Origin of the sequence: Gordonia sp. NPDC058843 (assembly GCF_042743165.1) — a bacterium.
GTDB lineage: Bacteria > Actinomycetota > Actinomycetes > Mycobacteriales > Mycobacteriaceae > Gordonia.
Window position 1 is genome coordinate 42,369 of the sequence record NZ_JBHYNC010000010.1, and the last position, 25,267, is coordinate 67,635.

Sequence of the window (25,267 nt, forward strand, 5' to 3'; positions counted from 1 at the left end):
CAGATCGCCGAAATCGGCAGGACGTCGACCGGCCGTGTCATCGACGAAGCCAGAACGGCGCTCGGACCGCCGATCAGAGTGAGCGTCGCGCGGCGATCACCCGCCGCTTGACCCTGCGCAGCACGTTCGCCGCCCGGGTCCGTGCACGGGGGCCGACCTTGGGCAGTGGCGCCGCGAGCACCATCGCCGCGATCGTGTCGAGCGCGACGTCGAGCACCTCACCGTCCGTCGGCTGCGGTACGTCGCCGGCGTCGTGTTCGGCCGAGACCACCAGATCGTCGAGGTCGCCGACGACGTCGTATCCGGCCTCGCGGACCGCCGCGACCATCCGCCGGGACTCACCCGCCGCCCATTCACGACTCTTGTCCGAGAGCCCTTGCGGAGGGCCGGAGGGCGCCTCGAACAGGATCTCCCCGATCAGTTGCCCCTTGATGATCCGCTCGTATCGGCGCCATTCGACGACCTCGGGCTGCAGGCGACGATTGAGCTCACGCAGGAACTCCGCCTGTGCGGCCGAGAGTGAACTGTTCAGACTGGGAACCGGGACACGCAGGGGTGCCGGATCGATGTGCATGACGCGCAGGAACCGATCCCACAGTGTGTCGCACGGCGCGGCGCCTTTCGCCGGCACGGTGACCACGTGCACGCGCTCGGGCCCGACGAATCGCGACCAGCGCTCCAGGATGCCGACGTGGTCCTGGAACTCCCAGAACGGCTCCTCGTCGGGGCCCACGGTGACAGGCCCGCCGTTGCGACGACCCTCGGACGCGAACGCCACCGAGTCGACGAACTCGTCGAACGAGGCCCGACGCTGGTTCTTGACGTTCTCCTGCCACACGGACGGGAGCTGACGACCGAGGTCTCGGACCGTTGCGATCACGTGGACCTCGTCGGCGAAGGACAGATCCGCCATCAACCGTTCGACCTGGTCGACGGTCGCGGTGCTGTACAGCTCGTGCGACAGCAACGAGATCTGCGGCCAGGCCCGGATCTGACCGAGCATCGTCGGCCAGGTGCCGGCGAAGGCGGGATCGACCCAGTCGAGGTACCGCTCCGGCTGCAGGTGAACCGCGGCGTGGAAGTGATCGGAGATCACATTGCCGGGATATAGCAGACCGGAGGACTGCAGGGCCAGGTCCCGGTTTCGCCAGAGGCGATCCTGGAGGTGCGTGGTCCCGGTCTTGGGCAGGCCGATGTGTACGTAAACGACGGACATGATGGGTCCACCGTAGACATAAGTTCACGATGATTCTTATTGGCGGGCGCGAACGCGTGGTGTGTCCTCGACGCGGATTTTGGCGGGCCGATCCCGGCTGGTAATGTTGTGCGCTGTTGCGGTGACGCCGTGGAGATGCTTCACGCGCCGACACCGCCCGGTGCGAGTTCGACCCCCTGTGGCCGACCGCCCGACCCGAACAGACAGACGTATCCACCAGCAACGACAGAGGTATCACGCGTGGCAAACATCAAGTCTCAGATCAAGCGCAATCGCACCAACGAAGCGAACCGCCAGCGCAACCAGTCGGTGAAGTCGGCCCTTCGTACCGCGATCCGAAGCTTCCGTGAGGCTGTCGACTCCGGCGACAAGACGAAGGCTGCCGAGCTCGGCCAGACCGCCAGCCGCAAGCTCGACAAGGCTGCCAGCAAGGGCGTCATCCACGCCAACCAGGCCGCCAACAAGAAGTCGGCCATCGCCCTCGCGGTCAACAAGCTCTGATCTGACACCACCGGCCCCGGCCGGTCCCCGACGGTTCGTCCGTCGTCACATCTTCATACCTTCGATCACCCCGGCAGCATCACGCGGCTGCCGGGGTGATCGGCGTTTCTTCGACCGTCCACCGGTCGAGCCGGCCCCCGCTGGTCGAGCCGGCCCCGCTGGTCCAGCCGCCCACCAACCGAAGTCGCATGCGACATCAATCGGCCGCCGCGACGGTCAGCTCCGTCGACGCCCGTCGGGTCTGAGGCCGGCGACGGTCGCGACCGCATGGGTGAGGCTGTAGTCGGGGTCGGCGGCCTGCCCTTTCACGTCGGCGTTGAGCGCGGCGACCACGCCGATCGCCCGCGCGATCGATTCCGCGTCCCACGCCTTGGCTTTCGCCTGCACGTTCTTGACCCGGTTGGGCGGCATACCCAACTCCCGGGCCGCATCGAAGTGGTTGATCGACCCCATGGGTCGGATCCGCGCGATGGCATGGACGGCCTCGGCCAGGGCATCGGCCAGCAGCACCCGCGGCACGCCGTGATGCAGGGCCCAGGCCAACGACTCCAGCGCGCCCGCACGGTCGCCCGTCACGGCGCGGTCGGCCACCTCGAAACCCGTCACCTCGGGACGACCCTGGTAGTACAGACGCACGGTGTCACGATCGACCTTGCCACCGGTGTCGGCCACGAGTTGCGCGCAAGCGGCGGCCAGCTCGCGCAGTTCCGATCCGACACCTTCGACGACCTGCTCGACGACGTCGGCACCGACCTTCACACCGAGAGCCCGGAACTCGTTGCGCACGAAAGTCATCCGCTCCGACGGCCACTTCGGGGCCGCGGTCTCGTGTTCGACGGCACCAGCCTTCTTGAGCGCCGGGACCATCGACTTGGCCCGGCCTCCGCCGTGGTGAACCACCATCAGCGTGATGCCTTCGGGCAACGACGACGCGGTCGCGGCGATCAGCGCGGCCGGCTCCTTGCCCGCGTCCGCCGCGGCCTCGAGGACGATGACCCGCTCCTCGGCGAACAGCGACGGGCTGAGCATTTCGGCGAGCTCGTGTTCGCTCACGTCGCCGGCACGCACCCGGGTCACCGGCACCGGGGTCCCGGCGGCCTTCGACGCGGCATCGACCACCGTCGAGATCACCCGGCCGGTGAGGAAGTCGTCGTCTCCGAGCAGCAGGTGCAGGCGATCGGTCACGGCGACAATGGTGCCAGACGGCCCCGACACGGCCCTCGGACCGCCACCCCGGCCCCCGAATACGACAAACTGGACAATCACTGTGGGTCAGTGAATCTGCCCGATCGTGGGTCGTTACCGTGAGCATCGGCCAGGAGTCCACCGACGTTCAGGAGTCGACCGCGTGACTGTCGAGCACCCCGGCACCGAGACGGGTGCCGACACCGACGAGGGATACGAGCGCGGACTCACCGCCCGCACCGTGCAGATGATCGCCATCGGCGGCGCGATCGGCACCGGGTTGTTCTACGGCGCCGGTGGCGCGATCGAGAAGGCCGGGCCGGCCCTCATCCTGGCGTACGCGCTGGCCGGCCTCGCGATCTTCATCGTGATGCGTGCCCTCGGCGAACTCCTCATCTACCGGCCGATCTCCGGCGGCATCAGCGAGTACGCTGACGAGTTCCTCGGGCGCTTCGCCGGTTTCAGCCAGGGCTGGACCTACTGGGCGGTGTGGACGACGACGTGCATGGCCGAGATCACCGTCGCGGGCAAGTACATCAACTACTGGTGGCCGTCGGTCCCGGTGTGGGTCACCGCCCTCGTCGCGCTCGTCGTGCTGTTCGGCGCCAACCTGATCTCGGTCGGGGTCTTCGGTCGCGCGGAGTTCTGGTTCTCCGCCATCAAGGTCACCGCCATCCTCGGCATGATCATCGTCGGCATCGGCGTGCTGCTCCCGATCGCGGGGCTGGGACCCGAGACCGGCCCGTCGGTGACGAACCTGTGGAACGACGGCGGGTTCTTCGCGACCGGGTTCAGCAACGCCCTGCTGAGCCTGCAGATCGTCATGTTCGCCTATGTCGGTGTCGAACTCGTCGGCGTGACCGCGGGCGAGGCCCAGAACCCGCGTGTGACACTGCGTAAGGCGATCAACACCGTGCCGTTCCGCATCGGTATCTTCTACGTCGGTTCGCTTCTGGTGATCCTCTCGGTCCGCAGCTGGAAGGACTTCCAGGCCGGCGAGAGTCCCTTCGTCTCCGTGTTCTCCTACATCGGCATCCCCGGCGCGGCCGGCATCGTCAACTTCATCCTGCTCACCGCCGCTCTGTCGTCGTGCAACTCCGGCATCTACTCCACCGGACGCATGTTGCGTTCCCTGGCCCACACGGGTGACGCCCCGCGGCAGTTGACGCGGCTCTCTCAGCGCAAGGTCCCGGCGGCGGGAATCACGCTGAGCGCCGCGGTGATGGCGATCGGCGTCGTGGTCAACGTCATCGATCCCGCGCACGCCTTCGCCTACATCACCGCGGTGTCGACCGTCGGCATCATCGTCATCTGGTCGACGATCCTGCTGTGCCAGATGGCCTATCGCCGTAAGGTCGCGCGCGGCGAACTGCCTCGCTCGGATTACCGGGTCCCCGGTGCCCCGGTGACCACGTGGCTCGCACTCGCCTTCCTCGCGATGGTGTTCGTCCTGCTGTTCTTCGACCGCGACGGCCGGATCGCGCTGATCGTCGGGGCGGTCTGGTTCGCCGCCGTCGGCATCGGCTACCTGGTGTGGAACCGCACCGCAGGCGAGTTGGCCGACCGCGAGGTCTGACCGCGAACCCCTCAGGGCTCACCCGAACGGGGACCACACGTCCACACTCGCCCAGCTCACCCCACCGAGGGTGCGCGCGCAGGCGACCATCCACCACAGCTCGGGCGCGAGTGCGCGCACGAGCAACTCGCCCACCAACGCGCCGACCCCATCGGGCGGTCCGATCGCACCGATGAGTGCGGCGAGGGTGCCGACCACACTGATCACTGCGACCACCGGGGCGACGAGAACGTTCGCGACGATCCCCACCACCGAGAACGTGCCGGTCACCACGACCACGATCGGCGCCGTCACCACCTGCGCGGTGACCGCCATCGCCAGCACCTCGGCAATGCCGGGCGGACAACGCCACTCGCGCAAGCGGTCACGGAGTCGTGGTGCCCACAGCACGATGGCCGCGGTGGCGGCGACCGACAGCGCAAACCCCGGTTGCAGCGCGAGTTCGGGCCACCACAACAGACCGCCGACGACCGCAGCACCCAGCGCCGGAAAGGCCTGCGCTCGACGAGAGGCGAAGAGCGCCAGCACTCCCACGGCGCCCATCAGGGCCGCACGCAGCACACTCGGCGAGGGCCGGACGAGCACCACGAAACCCGAGATCACCACCAGTCCGACGATCGCCGCCGCCCGCGGTGGCACACCCGCACCGCGGACCACCAGAAGTGCTGCGCCGCAGACGATGGCGAAGTTGCTCCCGCTCACCGCCGTGAGATGACTCAACCCCGCGTCGCGGAAGTCGTGCCGCAGTCCGTCGTCGAGCGCGCTCTCGTCGCCGAGTACGAGTCCGGGCAGAAGTCCGGCCGCGTCCTCATCGAGCCCGCGCGCGGCCAGCGTCTGCAAGCGTTCCCGGATCGCGCCGGCCACCTCCTGATGGGCGGGCGGTGAGCCGACCGGCCGCGGTCGCTGCGCCGTCAGCGTCGCCAGCACAAGTGAGTGCTCGGGCGGGGGTCGTACCCGTACGAGCGTGACCGCTCGTTGCCCGGGTAGCAGGCCCGCCCACTCCTGAACATCACCCATCAGATCGGCAGCGGCCGGTGGAACTCGTTGCCTTCCAACCTGTTCGACCTCGACACGGACCCGGACCCGTCCGGCGGACGGGGGGCCGACGACCGTCGGGTCGCTGCGCACGACCAGCACGACCGTCGCCTTGCCGGTCGCCATCGCGAGCGGGTGATCGGAACGGGCCTCCTGCCGAACCGTCAACGACGTCGCGCACACCGCCGCGAGTCCGGCGGCCACGACGACCAGACCGACCACCCCCCATCCGATCCGCCCGGTGAGGAAGACCAGCGTGCCGAGCAGGCCGACCACCCCGGCACCGATCGCGAGCCCGAGCGTGTGACCGGTCGGCATCACCAGCCCGAAAGCCGTCACCGACCACACCGCCGCCGCCGGCACCAGCAGGCGGTAATCCACCGGTCAGACCGTCACGAGGTCGCGCAGTCTGGCCAGGCGTGCCGGGCCGATGCCGTCGACCTCGGCGAGCTGGTCCACGGACGTGAAGCGCCCGTTCCGTTCTCGCCACGACAGGATGGCCTTCGCGGTCACCGGGCCGACCCCGGGCAGCTCGTCCAGGTCGGCCTCGGTGGCGGTGTTGAGGTTCACGAGTCCGCCGGTGTCGGGCGGGCTTCCCGCACCGTCGGCGGGAGCACCGGCACTCGCCGAGCCTGCGCCGGCAGGCGCGTCCGGCGCACCGGGTGCACCGGACGGACCGACCACGGCACTGCGCAGCGACATCTGCCCCTCACCGCCGGCGTAGCCGACGAGGATCTGGTCGCCGTCGCGCAGCACCTGCGCGAGATTCAAGGACAGGAGATCCGCGTCCTTGCGCGCGCCACCCGCCCGATCGATCGCCTCGGCGACCCGCGCACCGGGGACAAGCCGCACCAGACCCGGCTTGTGGACCAGCCCGACGACACTGACCACCAGCTGCGCCGGAGTCGACTCGCGCGGCACCGCAGGCGGCGATGAGTCCGCCACCCGCGTGGTGCCGGCCACTGCACCGAAATCGACGACAGGCGCCGACTCCGAACCGCGGAACAAGCCGAAGGCGGCCACCGCGCAGACGACGATGCCGACCGCGATCAGCGCGAGAGCGGCCGGCGGCGCGACCGCGAAACGACGTCTGGGGACAGCGACGTCATCGGCGTCGTCATCCTCGTCGTCATCGGCATCGGCGAGGCCGTCGCGGTCGGTGCGACGGCGTGGAGGGCGCGCCGGCGGGGTGTCGAGCCACGTCGGCATCCCCCCGATCCCCCATCCGGGGTGCGCGGGTTCGTCGACGGTCCCGCCCGGATGGTCGGGGTCCGACTCGCCCGTCGCGGAATCCGGATCGATGTCGGCTGCGCCGGTCCGGCGGCCCGGCAGCTCGGCCGCCGGAGCCAGTCGGTCCAGCGGGTTCCGCCGTCCTGATGCGCTCATGACGCCACACGTTAGGTGTCGTCGGCACCTCATCTCGGTGCATGAACGCCGAGGATCGAGATCTGTGGACGACTACGCCCTCGTGTGGATGAGCAGCCCGGCGCGCGCCGACCCTCAGTCTTCCTCGAGACCTTCGATCGGATCGAGATGTGCGGCGATCACGACCCCCACCGCGCCGGGTCCGACGTGAATGCCGAGGATGGGACCGAGATCGACGGTCAGCTCAGAGGTCACCACTCGCAGCTTGGCATGGACGGCCGCGCGCAGTTCCTCGGCGACATCGGGACTCTGGCAGTGCTGGATTCCGACCGTGACGGCGCGACCGCCCGCGGAGTCCGCCGCGGCGTCGACCATCTTGTCGAGCGCCTTGGAGAACGTCCGATGACGCTCCTTGAGCGTCAGGGTGCCGTCGACCATGTGGAGGATCGGTTTGATCGACAACGCCGACCCGAAGAGCTTGCCCGCCGCACTGATCCGGCCACTGTTGCGCAGATTGTCGAGTTGCTGCACGCACAACAGGGAATCCACGGTTGCGGCCTGCCGGATGGCGGACTCGTACACACGGTCGCGGTCGGCTCCGCCGGCGGCCGCCTGCGCAGCCGCGATGGCGGTGAAACCGACTGCGAGACCGACAGATCGGGAGTCGACGACGCGAACCTGCCCCGAGAACTTCTCCGCGGCCATCCGAGCCGAACTCCAGGTTCCCGACAACCGGCGGGACATGTGGACGGCGACGACCCCGGCGCCCTCACTCGCTTCCAGGGCCGCCTCGAAATACTCCGCCAGTTCGTTGGGGTTCGCGCCGGAGGTGGTCACACCCGGCGTCGTGACGATGTCGGCGGGGATGTCGTCGACGCCCTCGCGGTAGTCCTTGTCGTCGACGGTGACGTGCAGCGGGACCTGCCGGATCCCGTAGTGCTCGGTCACCGACCGCGGCAGTCGGGACGAGGAGTCTGTGACGACGACGACAGGCACGCGTCTACGTTAACGGGTTCACGCTCCGAGCTCACATGGGCGTCGGTGTCGGCCCCTCGGTGGCGGGGTCTCCGCTCTTCCGGACCGCATCGACGACCGGGAACACCAGGTCGGCGATCCGACGATGGCACGAGAAGCCCCAATGGATTCCATCGGGGTTCATCTCGACGTCGGGATCGTCGAACGAGTCGCGGGTGACCGGATAGAAGTCGACGCACGGTAGACCGTGGCCCGACGCCCACCGTGCCATCGCCGCGGTCGTCGGGATCCGGCCGGCATGGACGTTGCCGTAGTACGGACTGCGGTGGGTGGGCGGCAAGCACACCACGATGGGCAGATCCGGGCGCAGCTGGGCAAGCGCGGCCCGAACCTTCTCGAGGTACTCGATCGTGACGCGCGGCGGCAACGCCAGGGGCCAACCGAGGCGAGATCCGCGGGGTTGTATCCACCCATAGGCCTCACGGATCTTCTGCCGCAACCCATTCGGCCGGATGTACCGGATCTGCTCTCGGAAGGCCGTGGGCAGCGGTGAGGGCAGCGAGTCCATCCCACCGAACGCCAGGACCACCGCGTCGGCTCGAGGCACGGTGGCCCAGATGTTCGGGTCCTGGGTCAACGCCCACCAGACGTCACGACTCGTCCACCCGATCCGGCCGAACAGCCGGACCGACGAACCCGTCGCAGCCCCCACGAGCGTCGGCCAGATACGAGGGTCGTCCGCGGGCAGACCGCCCTGCGGGCCGTAGTACGCGAGCGAGTCGGAGAGGATCAGCACGCACCGTTCCTGCGCGTCGGCGCCGGCCGGCACCTGGTCGGCTGCGGCTGACCCGGTCATCGGAGGACGTCGCTCACTGCACCGCGGGGTCGGAGTCCTCGGCAGAGGCGTTCCACACGTCGAGCCGCCAGCGCGGCAGTTCGCCCGGTGCGCCGTGACCCGACAGCTGGACCCAACTCGTGTTCGCGAGGCCGCCGAAGGCCGGCCAGTTCTCGACCGGCAGTCCGAGCAGCGCCGCCGTCATCGCGGCGATGACGCCTCCGTGGGCGACCAGCACCACCGGAGCCTCCGGGTTGTCGCCGACACCCCACTCCGGCAGCTGCTCGATCAACTCGTCGACCAGCGGGGTGGAACGTCGCGCCACGTCGACACGACTCTCCCCGCCCGGCGGCGTCCAGGTCGCGTCGTCGCGCCAGATGACGCGAGCCCCCGGCATCGCGGCATCGACGTCCAGATGGGTCAGCCCCTGCCACTCCCCGAGATGTGTCTCGCGAAGACGCACATCGGTCGTCACCGGCAGCCCTGTTCGCCGCGCGAGCGCCTCGGCGGTGTCGCGCGCCCGTCGCAGATCCGACGACCAGATCACCACCGGCTGCCGCTTGGCGAGCTCCACCGCTGCCGAGTTGGCCTGCCGTACACCGAGCTCGGACAGATCGGTGTCGAGCTGACCCTGCATCCGACTCGCGGCGTTGTACTCGGTCTGCCCGTGCCGCAGCAGGATCAGGCGTCGGACCACCGGGGTGAGTCGTTCGACGGCGGTGTCGTGAGAATCCGGACCGCCACTCACGAGAGCCCTTCGACCTCGACGACCGGGCAGTCCTTCCACAGACTCTCCAGCGCGTAGAAGCGTCTCTCGTCGGTGTGCTGGATGTGCACCACGATGTCGGCATAGTCGAGCAGCGCCCAGCGACCCTCGCGAGTGCCCTCGCGTCGCAGCGGCTTGTGACCGGCCTCCCGCAGTTTCTCCTCGACCTCGTCGACGATCGAGTTCACCTGGCGCTCGTTGTCCGCCGAGGCGATCACGAACGCGTCGGTGATCACCAACTGCTCGGACACGTCGATCACGGTCACCTCGTGGGCGAGCTTCTCGGCCGCGGCCAGAGCGGCCACCTTGGCCATCTCCAGTGCTTGCGCTGACGCAGTCACACTTGTCCTCTCATTCGCTTACGGCCTGTTCGCCCACGCCCCGCGCCGACCCCTGGGCGTTCTCGGGCGGGGGCCTCTCGGGGCGGTTGGCTCCCGGCAGAGCCGGGGCGGAAACACCGGGCGACGATGCCCGAGCCGCACGATACAGCTTTCGCTTCGCGATGTACTGCACGACGCCATCGGGCACCAGATACCAGACCGGCCGGCCGAGCGACGCGCGCGTGCGGCATTCGGTGGACGAGATCGCCAGTGCCGGGATCTCCAGCAGATGCAGGGTGTCGGCGGGCATGGCCTCGAGATGATGCGCCAGATGTGTCGCGTCGAGTTCGTAACCCGGCCGGCTCACGCCGACGAACCGGGCGAGGCCGAACAGTTCCTCCCAGTCCTGCCACGAGAGGATCGATTCGAGCGCATCGGCTCCGGTGATGAAGTACAGCTGAGCATCCGGGAGCAGCGCGCTCAGATCGCGGAGCGTGTCCACGGTGTAGGTGTCGCCGTCGCGATCGATGTCGACGCGGCTCACGCTGAACTGCGGATTCGACGCGGTCGCGATCACCGTCATGAGGTAGCGGTCCTCGGGCGGACTCACGGTCCCCTGCTCGCCCATCTTCTGCCATGGACGGCCGGTCGGCACGAAGATCACCTCGTCCAACGAGAACCGGTGGGCGACCTCACTGGCCGCGACGAGGTGCCCGTTGTGGATCGGGTCGAACGTGCCGCCCATCACGCCGATACGGCGCGCACGTGGGCGGTCGGGTGACATGGACGGTCAGTCTACGCGTCGGCTCCGATCGGAGACGGCGGCGCTGGTCAGATCGGCAACAGGTCGGCGATGACCGTGCCCAATTGGGTGGCGTTGCGGCATTCGAACATGTCGATCACGTCCTCGTAGTCGGTCGCGATCGAGTCACCCGAACCCCAGTGCTGCTTGGCCTCCGGGTTCAACCAGTAGGCGTGCCGGGCCCGTTCCACCAGCGTCGCCAGCGCGTCGGCATGCGGGTCGTGGTAGTTGTTCCGGGCATCGCCGAGGATCAGCAACGCCCCCCGATGGGTCAGGGAGTCGCCGTAATCGGCGACGAACCCGGCCAGCATGTTGCCGTAATCCGAGTGACCGTCGCGGGTGGAGATGCGCGCGGTGGAGATCATGTGATGCATCGCCGCACCGAAATCCTCCTCGCCGTGGTCGAAGTACTCGGTCACCTCGTCGACGGTGTCGACGAAGGCGAACACCCGCACCTTCGAGAACTGCTGGCGCAGTGCGTACACCAGCCGCAACGTGAACTGGCTGAATCCGGCCACCGACCCCGACACGTCGCAGATGATGATGAGTTCGGGACGCCCCGGTCGTGGCTTGCGGTGACTCAGTTCGATGGGCACCCCGCCGGTGGACATCGAGGCGCGCAACGTCTTCCGGACGTCGACCGCACCGCGATGGGCTCGTCGGCGCCGCGTCTCGAGCTTCGCGGCCAGCAATCTGGCCAGCGGCTCGATGGTCTTGCGGATCTCGACCTGCTCCTTGGCGCCCGCCGACAGGAAGTTGACGTTCTCCGGCAGCGGCGGCACCGCGTAGGCGCCGACTTTCTCGCGACCGTTGCGGTCGGCCATGCGCCGCTGCGTCTCTCGCTCGATCGCCGCACGCAGATCATTGGCCTTCTGGCGCGCCGCCTGCCGGTACAGCGGTTCGGTGCCGGCGCGCCCGCCGTCCTCGTCGCCACCGCCGGCCATGGCCGCCGCGATCTTCGCGATCAGCGTCTGCGGGCTGACCGCCGTGATGGCCTGGTAGGCCGAGAACGCCTCACCCCGCGTCGACCCGTAACGCCCCAGCTCGTCGACGATCATGGCGATGGCCTGGTCGAGCCGACCGTCGTTGGCTGCCGCGTCGTCGGCGAGCATCTCCGCGAGCGCGTCCCGCACCGCGTCGACGTCGAGCTCACCGTCGGGAGTGCGTGGCAGATCCTCGGTGACCGTGCGCATCCCGGCGCCGACCGGGAACCACAGGTCGAAGACCCGGTCGAACACACCGCGATGAGCATGGTCGACGAGCAGCGTCGTCGCCAGACCCTCCCGCAACCGGGAGCGCTCGAGGAGGTCGAGGACTTCCATCGCGCTCGCCGCATCGATCAGCGCCGACGGCCCGACCACGATCCCGCGTCGGCGTAACTCGTCGACGAAGTCGGTGAGGTGCGCTACGAGCGGAGCCGTCATCAGCCCAGCTTGAGTTCTTTGAGGGCCGTCTTGAGGTCCGGTCGGTGCTTGAGCACCACACCCAGCGTCCGTGCGATGAGTCCGTCGTCGAATCCGCCACCGCTCTTCGCCGTCGCCTTCTCACCTGCACCCAGCGCCAGAAGGGTGTTGGCCCAGTCGATCGTCTCGGCGACCGACGGCTTCTTGCGGATGTCCAGGGTGCGCAGGACCCCGACGATCCGCACGAGTTCGGCGCTGAGCGAATCCGACAGGTTCGGCACCCGCGACGCGAGGATCTCCTTCTCGCGCTCGGCATCCGGGAAGTCGATGTAGAGGTAGAGGCAGCGGCGCTTGAGCGCCTCGGACAGCTCGCGGGTCGCATTGGACGTGAGCAACACGATCGGCCGCCGTTGGGCAGCAACGGTTCCCATCTCCGGGATGGTGATGGCGAAGTCGCTGAGCACTTCCAGCAACAGGCCTTCCATGTCGACGTCGGCCTTGTCGACCTCGTCGATGAGGAGCACGGTGGCGCCCTCGCGCGAGATCGCCTTGAGCAGCGGGCGCGGCAGGAGGAATTCGTCGGAGAAGATGTCGGCCTTGGCCTCATCCCACGCACGATCCCCCGTCGCCTGGATGTGCAGGATCTGCTTGGCGTGATTCCACTCGTACAGGGCGCGGGCCTCGTCGATGCCCTCATAGCACTGCAGGCGGATCAGTTCGGCATCCGTGGCCGCCGCGATGGACCGGGCCAGCTCGGTCTTGCCGACACCCGCCGGCCCCTCGACCAGCAACGGTTTACCGAGACGGTCGGCGAGGAAGGTCGACGTCGCAGTGGCGTCGTCGGCGAGATACCCGGTGGCCCGTAGACGTCCGACGACGTCGTCGACACCCTCGAACGAGGGCACGACGGCAGGTCCCGAGCCCGTGTACTGAGTGTTCCCCGCACCCGGGGTGCTGCCGCTCATCAGGCGGGCCGCACGTGGCCGTTGCCCCAGACCACCCATTTGGTCGAGGTCAGCTCCGGCAGACCCATCGGTCCGCGCGCATGGAGCTTCTGGGTGGAGATGCCGATCTCGGCACCGAAACCGAACTGCTCGCCGTCGGTGAATGCAGTGGACGCGTTCACCATCACGGCCGCGGCGTCCACACGCCGCGTGAACTCGTCGGCGGCCGCCAGGTCGGTGGTGATGATCGCCTCGGTGTGGCCGGTCCCGTAGGTGTCGATGTGGGCGACCGCGGCATCGAGACCGTCGACGACCTTCATCGCGATGTCCATCGACAGGTACTCCATCGACCAGTCGTCCTCGGTCGCCGGTTCCATACCCGGCTCGTCGCCGTGGATCACCACGCCCTGGGTCTGCAGGACCGAGGTGATCCGCGGGAGCGCGTCGGCGGCGACGGCCTTGTCGACGAGGACCGTCTCGGCGGTGTTGCAGACACTGGGCCTGCGGGTCTTGGAGTTCAGGATGACTCGCGCCGCTACGTCGAGGTCGGCGAGTGCGTGTACGTAGACGTGGCAGTTGCCGACGCCGGTCTCGATCGTCGGGACCGTCGCGTTCGACACCACGGCTTCGATGAGTCCCGCGCCCCCGCGGGGGATGACCACGTCCACGAGTCCGCGTGCCCGGATGAGCGCGGTGACGCTGGAGCGATCGTCGCTGGGCAGCAGCGACACCGCGTCGGCGCTGACACCCTTGGACGACAGGGTCTCCCGCAGCACGCGCACGAGCTCGGCGTTCGACGACGCAGCCGACGACGACCCACGCAGCAGGACCGCGTTGCCGGACTTGAAGGAGATCCCGAAAGCGTCGACGGTGACATTGGGCCGCGCCTCGTACACGATGCCCACGACCCCGAGAGGTACGCGCAGCTGCCGCAGTTGCAATCCGTTGGGGAGGGTCTTACCCGCGACGACCTCGCCGATCGGGTCCGGGAGCACCGCGACCTGACGCAGACCGTTGGCGATACCCGCGACGCGCGCCTCGTCGAGCCGCAGGCGGTCGAGCAGGCTCACCTCGATGTCGGCCTCTTCGGCACGGGCGATGTCCTCGGCATTGGCGGCGAGGATGGTCTCCGTGGCGGCCTCGATGGCGTCGGCCGCGGCGAGCAGGACCTCGTTCTTGCCCGCGGTCGTCAGACCGCTCAGTGAGCGGGACGCCGACTTGGCGGCTCGGGCGAGTCCGAGGACGACCTTCTCGATCTCGGAATTGCCCGCGGTCTCCTCGGCGCCGGGCCCGCCTTCTGCGACGGTCTGCTCTGCGGTGGGTGCGCTCATCAACATCCTCGACTTCGCGGTGGTTCCGGAGCGGTGCCGCCCTGGAGTGTGCCGTTCTCAAGAGTAGCCCTGGCGGTTTCTCGTCCCCAACGAGATACACCGGGTCCGCACTCAGGCGAGGGCGAGGAACAGCTTCTCCAGTTCGGCCTCGGTCAGCGGCGGCTGCTCTCCGTCAACGGTCTCGATGCACTGCCGCATTCCCGAGGCCACGATCTTGAAACCGGCCCGGTCCAGCGCCCGCGACACCGCCGCGAGTTGGGTGACGACGTCTTTACAGTCGCGGCCCGCCTCGATCATTGCGATCACACCCGCGAGCTGCCCCTGGGCGCGCCGCAGCCGGTTGAGCACGGCACTCATCGCTTCGTCGTCACCGGTCATCACCATCTCCTCAGTGTCGGTGCGCGGGGATCACGTGCCCGTGACCTGTCCGGTCGCGTTGTTTGGCTCCCCGCGATTGTCGGTACCCGATATCGGCTTAGACGCCCACCATACCCCTGGGGGTATAGTGGGCGGCGGTTGAATACCCCTAGGGGTATCTCGATCTCCCGAGCGACGACAGGAAGGAATCACGATGTCACTCGCACTGACCACCACACTGCCCGTCTCCTTTGCGGAGGCGGTCGAACGCACGCGAATCGCGCTCGCCGATCAGGGATTCGGCATTCTCACCGAGATCGATGTCCAGGCGACGCTCAAGACGAAGCTCGACGAGGACATGGAGCCCTACCTCATACTCGGCGCGTGCAATCCGCAGCTGGCGCACCGGGCACTCGGCGTCCAGCGACAGATCGGACTGCTGTTGCCCTGCAACGTCGTGGTGCGCTCCGACCCGGACCACCCCGACCACACACTCGTCGAGGCGATGAATCCCGCTCTCATGGTGCAGGTCTCGGACGAGCCCGGTCTCGAACCCGTCGCCACCGAAGCCGCAGAGAAGTTGCGCGCCGCGATCGACGCTCTGTCATCACCGGCGTGACCGACCGCATCTCGCTTCCGAGACCACCCGAGTTCAATTGACTTACTTCGATTCCACTTCGCCCCCCGTCTGCCCCTGGGTCCTAGCACCGCAACGCCTCCGACAAGACGCGTCGCGAGGGTTCGTCGATGGCCAGACCGTAGGTCTTGGTGACCGCTACGAACTGAATCGCGTACTGACACCAGAATCCGGTCGCGGGTGGCATCCATCGCGCCGGTTCCGAGTCGCTCTTGTCCTGATTCGAATGTCCGTCGACAGCAACGAGATTCGCCGGGTCGTTGGCGAAGTCCAGTCTCGTGGCGGGCGGCCACGACCATGCACCCATGTCCCAGGCATACGACAGCGGGACGATGTGGTCGATCTGCACCGCGGACGCGTTTCGGTCTCGCCGAAAGATGACGAAGTCGCCCGTGTAGGGACTAAGCAGATCACCCGCCAGCACCGCGCGCGGGCAACTCGACACCGGACCGGCTCGGACGTCGTGCAGATCGCGACCGAGAACGTCGTTGCGCGTGTCACAGCCGTTGCCACCGCCGGGTACTGACGCGGCATCGGACCAGGCGCTGCCGAACGCCGACCGGTCGTAGTCCTCGCGGTCGACACGGCTCGTCACGACCGGGATCGACGGCAGGGACGCCGCGGCCTGACTCGCCATCGCCCGCACCCTCGGGTCGACGTCGGGGTCGGCCGAGAAGCCGTCGACGCCGACCGCGACCGCCACCGCCGTGACGACGGCTGCGATGAGCACCACCCACTGGCGTGTCGACCAGGCCGGCGCATCCCGCGGAGTCCAGAGCATCCATCGCAGCCGCATGCGGGCGCGCCGCAGTGCGGGCCAACGCAGCCGAAGATCGCGCACCACCATGCCTTCTCAGACGCATACGGCGACCATCCGGTTCCGCGACGAACCCGGCTCATCGCGGAGGCCGCCGAGTATCGGTCAGGACTTGTCGAGATACGCGATCTTGTTCGGGACGAGGATGCCGTCGACCAGGTCGGCGAGGGGCCGATGCTCGATCAACGTGATGTCCTCGCTCACAACGTCTTCCGCGAGATCGCGGGCGTCCTCGATCACCTCGACGTCCTCGAGTAGCGAGAGGAACCGCAACGAGGTGTTCACGCCGGACTGCAGCGACCCGAGCAGGTCGCCTTCCCGTCGCTGTTCGAGGTCGACTCGCGCGAGTTCGAAGCCGTCGTTGGAACCCGCGACGGCGCGAAGTCGGTCCATCGACGGAGACCCGTCCCGTGCGTTCGTCATCAGCAGGCACAGGCCGGCATGCCGACCGCGTCCCACGCGTCCGCGCAACTGATGCAGCTGGCTCACGCCGAAGCGATCGGCGTCGATGATGACCATCGTCGTCGCGTTGGGCACGTCGACACCGACCTCGATGACGGTGGTGGACACCAGGACGTCGACCTCGCCCCGCCCGAAGGCGTCCATGACGGCGCTCTTCTCATCGGCGGGCAGCCGACCGTGCAGGAGCTCCACTCGCCGGTGCGCAAACGGACCGGAGACGAGCGCCTCGTACTGCTCGAGCACCGACGTCGTCTTCGGGCCCTTCTCCTCGTTCCCATCGGGTTCGGGTTCGGGACCGTCGCCGATGCGCGAACACACGACGTAGACCTGGCGGCCCGACTCTATCTCCTCGTTCGCACGGGACCAGACCCGATCGACCCACGAGGCCCTGCTGGTCGGCACCACGGAGGTGGTGATCGGCTGACGGCCGCGCGGCAGTTCCCGGAGGACCGAGGTCTCCAGGTCGCCGAAGGCGGTCATGGCGACAGTCCGCGGGATCGGGGTCGCGGTCATGACGAGGAAGTGCGGAACGCGACCGTTGCGACCCTTGCCGCGCAAGACGTCTCGCTGCTCCACTCCGAATCGGTGCTGCTCGTCGATCACGACGAGGCCGAGGTCGAAGAACTCCACCTTGTCCTCGAGGAGCGCGTGCGTTCCGATCACGATCCCGGCCTGCCCGGTCACCACGTCGAGCAGCGTCTCCCGCCGGCCCTTGGTCTTCATCGAACCCGTCAGCAGCGCGATGCGCGTCGCACCTTCGGCTGCGGTCAGTTCACCGGCCTCCGCGAGGTCGCCCAGCATCGACCTCATCGTTCGATAATGCTGTGCGGCAAGCACTTCTGTCGGAGCGAGGATTGCGCACTGGAACCCGTTGTCGACGACCCGCAACATCGCCAGCAACGACACGAGGGTCTTACCGGACCCGACCTCACCCTGCAGCAACCTCGACATCGGCTGCGCGCGGGCCAGATCCTCCGCGAGCTCCTCCCCCACCTCGATCTGACCATCGGTCAGCGTGAACGGGAGTCGGGCGCGCAGCTTGTCCTCGAGACCGCCCGGCACACGCGGACACGGTGGCGCCGACTCGCTGCGGCCCGCCAACCGACGCTGCGCGAGCACGGTCTGGATGGCCAGCGCCTCGTCGAACTTCAGCCGATGGGACGCCACCTTCACGTCGTCCTCGGAGTCGGGCAGGTGGATCTTGCGGATCGCCTCGTCGGTGCTGACGAGTCCGCGCGCTCGCCGTTCGGCCTCGGTCAGGGCGTCGGGGATGGGCGCACACTCACTCAGCAACCGCCGAACCGCGCCGAGGATGTCCCAGGTCTGAATGTTCTTGTTGGCCGGGTACATCGGCAGGATGTCCCGGTCGAACATCGTGACCAGCGGGTGGTCGCCGTGCTCTCCGGTGACCTGCTCCTCGATCGCGTACATCTCGGTGAGCATCTTGGAGCCGACGACATCCTCGATCTCCGGATCGCCGTCGGGGAGGATCATCCATTCCGGATGAGACAACTGGATCTGATCGCGAAAGTACTTCACCGCGCCGGCCATCATCACTCGCGCACCGGGCCGCAACAGCCCCTTGATCCGGTAGGCGTTGAAAAAGCTGGCCTCGTAGACGTCGTTGTCGTCGGTGACCTTGACCTTGAGGAACGAGCCCTTGCGACTCCTCATCTTGATGAGATCGGACTTCGTGATCCGCCCGACGATCGTCAGCCACTCACCCGGCTCGGGTCGCTCCTGGTCGGACACATGGCCGCGACGTATGTACCGGCGCGGGGTGTAGCGCAACAGTTCGCCGACCGTGTGCACGCCCACGGTGGCGAGCTGTTCGGCCGGCTTGACCCCCAGGACGTCGGCCAGCGAATCGGACAGTGCGGGTTCCGTCACTCCACACCCACCTGGACGAGGTCGGTGCGCTGACCGGTGCGATACACCGCCAGCTCGATACCGGGGTAGCTTCGCCGCATCTGCTCCCCCACCGCCTCGAGGGCCGCCTCGTCGACGTCGACACCGGCGAGCACCGTGACGAGTTCGCCTCCGGTGGAGAGCATGAGGTCGACGAGCGCGGTGCACGCCGACGTCTGATCCGGCGCCACGACGAGCACGTCGTCGCCGATCAGCCCCAGCACGTCACCCGCGTCGCTCATCCCGGCAAGCGTCATCATCTTCGTGGTCGCCGACTGCAGCGATCCCCAGCGTGCACCGGCCGCGGCCTCGGCCATCGCATAGGCATCGACGTCGGGCACCTCACTCGGATCATGCACGGCGAGCGCCGCCAGACACTGGGCCATCGAGGAGGTCGGCAGCATGAGGACCGAGCGCTGGGTCGAGCGCACCTCGGTCGCCACCGTGACGAGATCCTGAGATGTCAACGCGCCGTTGGCCATGACGACGACGTGTGCGCTGTCGGTGTCGCGGATCGCCCGCCCGAGGTCGTGGGCCGAGAGTCCGTCGTCTGCTCGCAGCACCACCGCGCCGGCCTCACCGAAGAGCTCGGCCGCACCGTCACCGGACACGACGGCCACCACCGCACGTTTGTGACGTGGGGGCGGCTCAGACGAATCCGCCTGTGCCCGTATGGCATCGAGGGCGAAGCAACTGATCCGAACATCCGACAGCTGCCCGATGCCCGCACCGGCCTCCACCGCCGCACCCGGATCGCAGGTGTGTACGTGCACCGAGAAGCGCTCACCCTCACCACTGGAACTGTCGCCGACGATGACCACCGCGTCCCCGAGGTCGTCGAGCCGGGCGCGTAGTTCGGCGATCTGCGCGCCCGCCGCCCCGTCGAGGAGGTACATGACCTCGAAGTCCTGGTCACTGCCGTCGAGGCAACTGTCGTCCGGGCCGTGACCGAGCGTGGTGCTGTCGGTGAGGATGCCCCGGTATCGCCGCCGCCGGTGGGAGACCCCGGTGATCACCTTCACCATCGCGTCGACGATGGCGAGGAATCCGCGCCCGCCCGCGTCCACCACGCCCGCGTTCGCCAGCACCGACAGCTGTTCGGGTGTGCGTTCGAGCGCCTCGGCGCAATCGTCGGCAACCGCACGCACCTGGTCGGCAGGCGACTCGGCCTCGTGCGCTGCGGCCGACTCTGCGGCCACCCGCACCAGGGTCAGAACCGTGCCCTCTCGCGGTTCGCTGACCGCTCGGGTGGCTGCGAGTGATCCGAGACGGAGACCCAGCGTCGACAGTTCGGCGAAGGTCAGGGCATCGGTGTCGCCGAGGATCTCCGCGCTGTCCGCGAGACCGACGAGAACCTGGGAGAGGATGATCCCCGAGTTGCCGCGCGCCTGCGCCACCGCACCGTCGGCCATCGCACGCGCGACCTCGGGGAGCGATGCATCGGGCGGCGTCTGCTCGACTGCCTCGGCCGCCGCGCGCATCGTGAAGAGCATGTTGCTCCCGGTGTCCGAATCCGGGATCGGGAAGACGTTGAGGTCGTTGATCTCGCCGCGCAGCGACTCGAGCTGGTCCACCGAGGCACGGGCCCAGTCGCGCAGCAACTGCGGGTTGACGGTGCGGGCGATCACACGGGAACTCTTTCTCGCAGACGCGGCGCGCGACGGGCGGTGCTCTCGCGGGCGGCGTGACCGGCTGGTGAAGTTGTGTGCAAGGCTACTCGGGGCGTCCGACGGTGCGACGCGTCCGAGCGGGACCGCGTGCGGCGAGTCGGCCCGGATTTGGTCACTCCCCCACGACCTGGTTATCCTTGCAGGGTTGCCTTTCGCCTCGGCGCGCACACCCACCGGTGGTGCCGATCGATCCGAGAGGCTGACCACCAGACCATGATCATCTACCAAGGGAGTTCGACGATGGCTGCCGTCTGCGATATTTGCAGCAAGGGCCCGGGCTTCGGCAAGTCGGTGTCTCACTCGCACCGCCGTACCAACCGACGCTGGAACCCGAACATCCAGTCCGTTCGCGTGGAGGTCGCCCCCGGCAACCGCAAGCGCAAGAACGTCTGCACTTCCTGCCTGAAGGCCGGCAAGACCGCAGCTGTCTGACCTCGTCACCCGTCGCGGGTGAGGAGTCCGGGAGCACGAGACCCGATGCCATGAGCGCAAGCTCCCCGGCGTCGGGTCTTTGGCGTGTGCGCGATAATGTTTCGCGCATGGCCTCATCGACTCCAGCCACCACCGCCACCACCGCCGAGAACGCCGACGCCCTGGTGAGCGAGAGCAACGGCGTACTCACCATCGCGGTCTCGACCGCGGGCGCGGGCAACTCGCTCGACGACGCCGCGCTCGCCGCCGGCGCCCAGGCCCTTCGCGAGGTCGCCCGCGGCCGGCGCGACGTGGGCGCCGTCCTGCTCGTCGGGCTCGGCAAGAACTTCTGCGCCGGCGGCAACGTCCGCGCCTTTGCCGGCGCCGACGACCGTCCGACCTACCTCCGCGAGATCGCCGACAACTTCCATCGGCTCGTCGGCGCGTTGTACGAGGCCGATCGCCCCGTGGTCGTCGCCGCCAAGGGCTGGGCCGCCGGTGCCGGGATGTCCCTGGTGCTGCACGCCGACGTTGCCATCGGCGGTCCGTCGACCCGGCTCCGGCCGGCCTACCGCGGTATCGGTCTCACCCCCGACGGTGGACTCACGTGGACGCTCCCGCGGGCCGTCGGCGCGGCTCGGGCACGACAGATCATCCTGACCGACCGCGTGATCACCGCCGACGAGGCCCAGCAGTGGGGCCTGCTGTCGGAGATCGTCGCCGACGACGAGGTCGAATCGGCCGCGCGAACGGCAGCCGAGACCATCGCATCGGGGCCCCGCGGAGCCGACGCCGCGACGAAACGCCTGTTGGCCGCCTCCGCGGACACCACGCTGGTCGAGCATCTCGCGCTGGAAGCCCGCTCGATCTCCGAGCGGTCCGGGTTGCCCGAGGGCATCGAGGGTGTCGACGCGTTCGTCGGCAAGCGCGCACCGGACTTCACCCGCGGGCGCGCCGACACCGCCCCCTGATCCGAAAGAACCAGAGCCGCTGGTTCTCTGCTCCCTAATCCGAAAGAACCGCATAACCCCTGCTCCCTGAGGTGCGAGGAGCGCAAGCGACGAGCCTCGAAGGGCCTGGTGAGACACGTTCGAGACCCTTCGAGGCTCGCTTCGCTCGCACCTCAGGGAGCAGAGGGGGGTCTTTCGTGGTCCACGACGGCCGACAGGCCGCAGATACTGAGGTGCGAGGAGCGCAAGCGACGAGCCTCGAAGGGTCCGCCACCCGAACGAATCCGGGGAGTTCTGCCCATTCCGCATTCGGAAGTCGTGTCCTACCTTCGGTTTCCATGACCACGACCCTCACCCGCCTGGCCACCGCCGGTGCCTGTCTCGCCCTCACCGCCGGTGCGCTCGCCGTCGGCACCTCCACCGCAGCCGCCGCGCCGGCCGCTCCATCCTGCGACGGCGCGCAACGGACCGTCACCTCCGTCGTCACCGCGCGGTCGGCGGCATCGATCTGTCAGTGGCGCACCGACGGCACGCTCGAATACCGGGGTGTCGCCCGCTCCAGCGGGAACACCCTGCACATCCCGGTGTCCGAGGTGCACGCGCAGGAGAACGGGAGCGGCCGGGCCTACTACGTCGCCTACAACAACGGATACAAGTACTCGGTCTTCGACGGACTGGGCCTGAGCATCGTCGGCCCCGACGGGTTGCTGATCAGCTCCGAGGACGCCATCGGCTGACCGGGACACTCACTCCTCGTCGACGAACGCGGCGAACACGGTGGTCTCCTCGGTCCGGCCACGCAACGAGGTGGTCTCCTGTTCCTCCCAGCGGCCGGCCTCCTTGCGTTGCGCGGCCTTCACCGCGCGCCCGGAGGCCAACGGACGCCGCGGATCCCGCTTGGCCAGCTCCGACAGGCGGGCACTCTCGTTGACCGGGTCGCCGATGACGGTGTACTCGAACCGCTCGATGGCACCCACGTTCCCGGCGACCACGGCCCCGTGGCTCACCCCGATCCCGGCCGACAGATCCGGTACCTCCTCGGCCAGACCGCGCGCGATGTCGCGGGCGGCGGCGAGTGCGCTGCCGGCCGCGTCGTCGAGGTCGATGGGCGCGCCGAAGATGGCGAGCACCGCGTCACCCTCGAACTTGTTCACCAGGCCGTCGTGTTCCTCGACCGACCGCACGATGACCGCGAAGAACTTGTTGAGGATCTCGACGACCTCGGTCGGGCGTCGCTGCGCGGCAAGCGTCGTCGAACCGATGACGTCGACGAACAACGTGGCGGCCAGGCGTTCGGTGCCACCGAGTTCCGGATTCGACGCCATGGCCGCGTCCGCGACCTCGCGTCCCACATGACGTCCGAAGAGATCCTGAATTCGTTCGCGCTCACGGAGTCCGGCGACCATCGAGTTGAATCCGACCTGGAGGTCGCCGAGTTCGGTGCCGTCGTAGACGACGAGGTCAGCGTTCTCGAGGTCGCCGTCGCTCACGCGGTTCATACCGGCACGCACACTGCGGATGGGCCCGGTGACGCTCATGCTCGACAGCAACGTCAGTAGCAATCCGGTGAACAGCGCGGTGATCCCGAGCACTGTGGCCCCGACGAACAGGTCCAGCTTGGAGGTCTCGTCCCGAGCGAGCCCGAAGGCAAGCACCAGCAGGATGCCGATGATCGGGATCGCCGATCCCACCATCCACGAGACGACCGACCGCGCCTTCACACCGGTGCGCTTACGCCTGCGGTGCCCGGCCGAGATCAGCTCCGCCGCAACGGGACGCAGCGTGAAGTCGATGAAGAGATAGGAGATCGCGACCACGACGACACCACTGAGGCTCACCACGAACAGCGTCTTCGGGATCAGCTGGGGGTCGACGATCCCGTACATGATCGTGAGCATGACGGTGGCGATGCCCCACAGGAAGCCCTGCACCAGCGACAACCGCCATGGCAGCCGCATCGTCCGCCGGGCATCGCGTTTGGTGGGGGCGACGTCACGGATCGCCCACCGCAGGTCGCGGACTCCGACGTAGGTACCCCACCCGATCCCCACCACGAAGGCCACGGTGATGTAGACGGGTACGACGATGAAGTTGACCCACCACAGCTCGGCGGTGAACACGGTCGGCTGCGGGATGCCGACCGCGGTGAGCGCGACCGCGACGATCGCACCGAACAGGTTGGCCACCACGATCGACGCGGTGAGCAGCGTCTGGATCCGGATCCGCTGTTTGATCGTGCTCTCGCCGACCGATCCGAGCAGGATGGATCCGTAGTCGCGACTCCCCCGCTTGGCACGCATGGGCACTAGCTAATCACGACTCGAGAAGCGAACCGTCTCCCCGCTCCCTCAGGAGCAAACCGCCCACCCCGCCCCCTGAGGAGCGCAGCGTCACCCCGCCCCTGAGGAGCGCAGCGTCACCCCGCCCCTGAGGAGCGCAGCGTCACGAAGGGTCAGACGATCTCGCGCCGCACGATCGTCTGGTCCCGGCCCGGACCCACACCCACGCACGAGATGTGCGCACCCGAGAGCTCCTCGAGCCGCAGGATGTAGTTCTGCGCGTTCTGGGGCAGTTCCTCGAAGGTCTTGCACTGGGAGATGTCCTCCCACCAGCCCGGCATCTCCTCGTAGATCGGCTTCGCGTGGTGGAAGCCGGTCTGGGTCATCGGCATCTCCTCGACGCGCTCGCCGTCGACCTCGTAGGCCACGCAGATCGGCACGGTGTCGAGGCTGGAGAGAACGTCGAGCTTGGTGAGGAAGTAGTCGGTGATGCCGTTCACGCGGGTCGCGTAGCGGGCGATCACGGCGTCGAACCAGCCGCAGCGTCGGGCGCGCCCGGTGGTGACGCCCACCTCGCCACCGGTCTTGGCCAGGTAGGCGCCCCACTCGTCGAAGAGTTCGGTGGGGAACGGCCCCGAGCCCACACGTGTGGTGTAGGCCTTCAGGATGCCCAGGACGGTGGTGATCTTGTTGGGGCCGATGCCGGCGCCCACGGCGGCGCCACCGGCCGTCGGGTTCGACGACGTCACGTACGGGTAGGTGCCGTGGTCGACGTCGAGCAGGGTGCCCTGCGATCCCTCGAGGAGAACCGTCTCGCCGTTCTCGAGGGCCTGGTTGAGCAGCAGCCGGGTGTCGGCGATGCGGTGCTTGAATCCCTCTGCCTGGCCGAGGACCTCGTCGACGACCTGCGCCGGGTCGAGGGCCTTGCGGTTGTAGATCTTGACCAGGATCTGGTTCTTGAGCTCGAGCGCGGCCTCGACCTTCTGGGTGAGGATCTTCTCGTCGAGGACGTCGGCGACGCGCACACCGACGCGGGCGATCTTGTCCTGATAGCAGGGTCCTATGCCGCGGCCCGTGGTCCCGATCTTCTTGTTGCCGAGGAAGCGCTCGGTGACCTTGTCGATCGCGACGTGGTACGGCATGAGCAGGTGCGCGTCGGCGGAGATCAGCAGGCCCGAGGTGTCGACGTCACGGTCCTCGAGGCCGCCGAGCTCGGTGAGGAGCACGCCGGGGTCGACGACCACGCCGTTGCCGATCACGTTCTGCACGCCGGGTGTCAGGATGCCGGACGGGATGAGGTGCAGCGCGAAGGATTCCCCGCTGGGCAGCACGACGGTGTGCCCGGCGTTGTTGCCACCCTGGTAGCGGACAACCCAGTTGATCCGGCCTCCGAGGAGGTCGGTCGCTTTGCCTTTGCCCTCGTCGCCCCATTGGGCTCCGATAAGCACGATCGCGGCCATGTCCGGTACTCCTTTGTGTGGCGCGCTTGGGACCAAACCCGACCAACACTACTGGGTCGGCG

Annotated in this window: 24 protein-coding genes; 6 read left to right on the top strand and 18 right to left on the bottom strand. The window is 68.2% G+C overall.

All coding sequences use genetic code 11. The features are described from left to right. Positions 1 to 73 precede the first annotated feature (73 nt). Positions 74 to 1,216 carry a sulfotransferase family protein gene (locus ACFW3F_RS09635; RefSeq protein WP_388056645.1) on the bottom strand — a complete coding sequence of 381 codons (1,143 nt, stop codon included), beginning with the start codon at positions 1,214 to 1,216 and terminating at the stop codon, positions 74 to 76. A gap of 240 nt (positions 1,217 to 1,456) precedes the next feature. On the opposite strand from ACFW3F_RS09635, the gene rpsT reads away from it, so the two are divergent. Beyond that, a complete protein-coding gene (rpsT, locus tag ACFW3F_RS09640; RefSeq protein WP_388056647.1) occupies positions 1,457 to 1,717 on the top strand; it encodes a 30S ribosomal protein S20 in 261 nt (86 codons plus the stop codon). A gap of 216 nt (positions 1,718 to 1,933) precedes the next feature. Here rpsT and holA read toward each other — a convergent pair whose 3' ends face one another. Continuing rightward, complete coding sequence (holA, locus tag ACFW3F_RS09645) at positions 1,934 to 2,902, bottom strand: DNA polymerase III subunit delta (protein WP_388056649.1); 969 nt, start codon at positions 2,900 to 2,902, stop codon at positions 1,934 to 1,936. Positions 2,903 to 3,065: 163 nt separating this feature from the next. Between holA and ACFW3F_RS09650 the strand changes: the two genes are divergently transcribed. After that, positions 3,066 to 4,478, top strand: coding sequence for an amino acid permease (locus ACFW3F_RS09650; protein ID WP_388056651.1), 1,413 nt, complete (start codon positions 3,066 to 3,068; stop codon positions 4,476 to 4,478). A gap of 18 nt (positions 4,479 to 4,496) precedes the next feature. On the opposite strand, the gene ACFW3F_RS09655 is transcribed toward ACFW3F_RS09650, so the two are convergent. The 11 genes from ACFW3F_RS09655 to ACFW3F_RS09705 form a co-directional block, all read right to left on the bottom strand. Then, positions 4,497 to 5,894, bottom strand: a complete 1,398-nt coding sequence (locus tag ACFW3F_RS09655) for a ComEC/Rec2 family competence protein (RefSeq protein WP_388056653.1) — start codon at positions 5,892 to 5,894, stop codon at positions 4,497 to 4,499. 3 nt (positions 5,895 to 5,897) lie between these two features. Continuing rightward, positions 5,898 to 6,899, bottom strand: a complete 1,002-nt coding sequence (locus tag ACFW3F_RS09660) for a helix-hairpin-helix domain-containing protein (RefSeq protein ID WP_388056655.1) — start codon at positions 6,897 to 6,899, stop codon at positions 5,898 to 5,900. A 114-nt stretch (positions 6,900 to 7,013) separates the two neighbouring features. Next, positions 7,014 to 7,874 (bottom strand): DegV family protein, encoded by an 861-nt coding sequence (locus tag ACFW3F_RS09665; RefSeq protein ID WP_388056657.1) that lies wholly within the window; start codon positions 7,872 to 7,874, stop codon positions 7,014 to 7,016. 31 nt (positions 7,875 to 7,905) lie between these two features. Continuing rightward, positions 7,906 to 8,709 (bottom strand): diglucosylglycerate octanoyltransferase, encoded by an 804-nt coding sequence (gene octT / locus ACFW3F_RS09670; protein WP_388056659.1) that lies wholly within the window; start codon positions 8,707 to 8,709, stop codon positions 7,906 to 7,908. Between the two features lie 13 nt (positions 8,710 to 8,722). Next, positions 8,723 to 9,436, bottom strand: coding sequence for a histidine phosphatase family protein (locus ACFW3F_RS09675; RefSeq protein WP_388056661.1), 714 nt, complete (start codon positions 9,434 to 9,436; stop codon positions 8,723 to 8,725). Then, a complete protein-coding gene (gene rsfS / locus ACFW3F_RS09680) occupies positions 9,433 to 9,795 on the bottom strand; it encodes a ribosome silencing factor (RefSeq protein ID WP_388056663.1) in 363 nt (120 codons plus the stop codon). The genes ACFW3F_RS09675 and rsfS overlap by 4 nt, the downstream gene beginning before the upstream one ends. 10 nt (positions 9,796 to 9,805) lie before the next feature. Beyond that, positions 9,806 to 10,558, bottom strand: coding sequence for a nicotinate-nucleotide adenylyltransferase (nadD, locus tag ACFW3F_RS09685; protein ID WP_388056665.1), 753 nt, complete (start codon positions 10,556 to 10,558; stop codon positions 9,806 to 9,808). Between the two features lie 47 nt (positions 10,559 to 10,605). Beyond that, positions 10,606 to 12,000: a VWA domain-containing protein gene (locus tag ACFW3F_RS09690; RefSeq protein ID WP_388056666.1), complete on the bottom strand. Its 1,395-nt coding sequence runs from the start codon at positions 11,998 to 12,000 to the stop codon at positions 10,606 to 10,608. After that, a complete protein-coding gene (locus ACFW3F_RS09695; RefSeq protein ID WP_388056668.1) occupies positions 12,000 to 12,944 on the bottom strand; it encodes an AAA family ATPase in 945 nt (314 codons plus the stop codon). The genes ACFW3F_RS09690 and ACFW3F_RS09695 overlap by 1 nt, the downstream gene beginning before the upstream one ends. Next, complete coding sequence (locus tag ACFW3F_RS09700) at positions 12,944 to 14,254, bottom strand: glutamate-5-semialdehyde dehydrogenase (RefSeq protein ID WP_388056670.1); 1,311 nt, start codon at positions 14,252 to 14,254, stop codon at positions 12,944 to 12,946. The genes ACFW3F_RS09695 and ACFW3F_RS09700 overlap by 1 nt, the downstream gene beginning before the upstream one ends. Before the next feature lie 111 nt (positions 14,255 to 14,365). Further along, positions 14,366 to 14,632, bottom strand: a complete 267-nt coding sequence (locus tag ACFW3F_RS09705) for a metal-sensitive transcriptional regulator (protein ID WP_388056672.1) — start codon at positions 14,630 to 14,632, stop codon at positions 14,366 to 14,368. 193 nt (positions 14,633 to 14,825) lie between these two features. On the opposite strand from ACFW3F_RS09705, the gene ACFW3F_RS09710 reads away from it, so the two are divergent. Then, positions 14,826 to 15,230, top strand: a complete 405-nt coding sequence (locus ACFW3F_RS09710; RefSeq protein WP_388056674.1) for a DUF302 domain-containing protein — start codon at positions 14,826 to 14,828, stop codon at positions 15,228 to 15,230. 82 nt (positions 15,231 to 15,312) lie between these two features. On the opposite strand, the gene ACFW3F_RS09715 is transcribed toward ACFW3F_RS09710, so the two are convergent. From ACFW3F_RS09715 to ACFW3F_RS09725, 3 genes are all read right to left on the bottom strand, one after another. Next, positions 15,313 to 16,095: an HNH endonuclease family protein gene (locus tag ACFW3F_RS09715; RefSeq protein WP_388056675.1), complete on the bottom strand. Its 783-nt coding sequence runs from the start codon at positions 16,093 to 16,095 to the stop codon at positions 15,313 to 15,315. A 75-nt stretch (positions 16,096 to 16,170) separates the two neighbouring features. Further along, positions 16,171 to 18,417: an ATP-dependent DNA helicase RecG gene (gene recG / locus ACFW3F_RS09720; protein ID WP_388056677.1), complete on the bottom strand. Its 2,247-nt coding sequence runs from the start codon at positions 18,415 to 18,417 to the stop codon at positions 16,171 to 16,173. Next, positions 18,414 to 20,063 (bottom strand): DAK2 domain-containing protein, encoded by a 1,650-nt coding sequence (locus tag ACFW3F_RS09725; protein ID WP_388056679.1) that lies wholly within the window; start codon positions 20,061 to 20,063, stop codon positions 18,414 to 18,416. The genes recG and ACFW3F_RS09725 overlap by 4 nt, the downstream gene beginning before the upstream one ends. Positions 20,064 to 20,345: 282 nt before the next feature. Here ACFW3F_RS09725 and rpmB point away from each other — a divergent pair, with 282 nt between their 5' ends. The 3 genes from rpmB (at position 20,346) to ACFW3F_RS09740 (ending at position 22,203) form a co-directional block, all read left to right on the top strand. After that, on the top strand, positions 20,346 to 20,537 hold the full coding sequence (gene rpmB, locus ACFW3F_RS09730) for a 50S ribosomal protein L28 (protein ID WP_065632754.1): 192 nt from the start codon (positions 20,346 to 20,348) through the stop codon (positions 20,535 to 20,537). Between the two features lie 107 nt (positions 20,538 to 20,644). Beyond that, complete coding sequence (locus ACFW3F_RS09735) at positions 20,645 to 21,487, top strand: enoyl-CoA hydratase/isomerase family protein (protein ID WP_388056681.1); 843 nt, start codon at positions 20,645 to 20,647, stop codon at positions 21,485 to 21,487. Between the two features lie 317 nt (positions 21,488 to 21,804). Continuing rightward, entirely contained in the window at positions 21,805 to 22,203 is a 399-nt protein-coding gene (locus tag ACFW3F_RS09740; RefSeq protein ID WP_388056683.1) for a hypothetical protein, read from the top strand. A gap of 9 nt (positions 22,204 to 22,212) precedes the next feature. Here the strand turns inward: ACFW3F_RS09740 and ACFW3F_RS09745 are convergent, their stop codons facing one another. Next, positions 22,213 to 23,766: an adenylate/guanylate cyclase domain-containing protein gene (locus tag ACFW3F_RS09745; RefSeq protein WP_388056685.1), complete on the bottom strand. Its 1,554-nt coding sequence runs from the start codon at positions 23,764 to 23,766 to the stop codon at positions 22,213 to 22,215. 152 nt (positions 23,767 to 23,918) lie between these two features. Then, positions 23,919 to 25,205, bottom strand: a complete 1,287-nt coding sequence (locus ACFW3F_RS09750; RefSeq protein ID WP_388056686.1) for an adenylosuccinate synthase — start codon at positions 25,203 to 25,205, stop codon at positions 23,919 to 23,921. Positions 25,206 to 25,267: the final 62 nt, after the last annotated feature.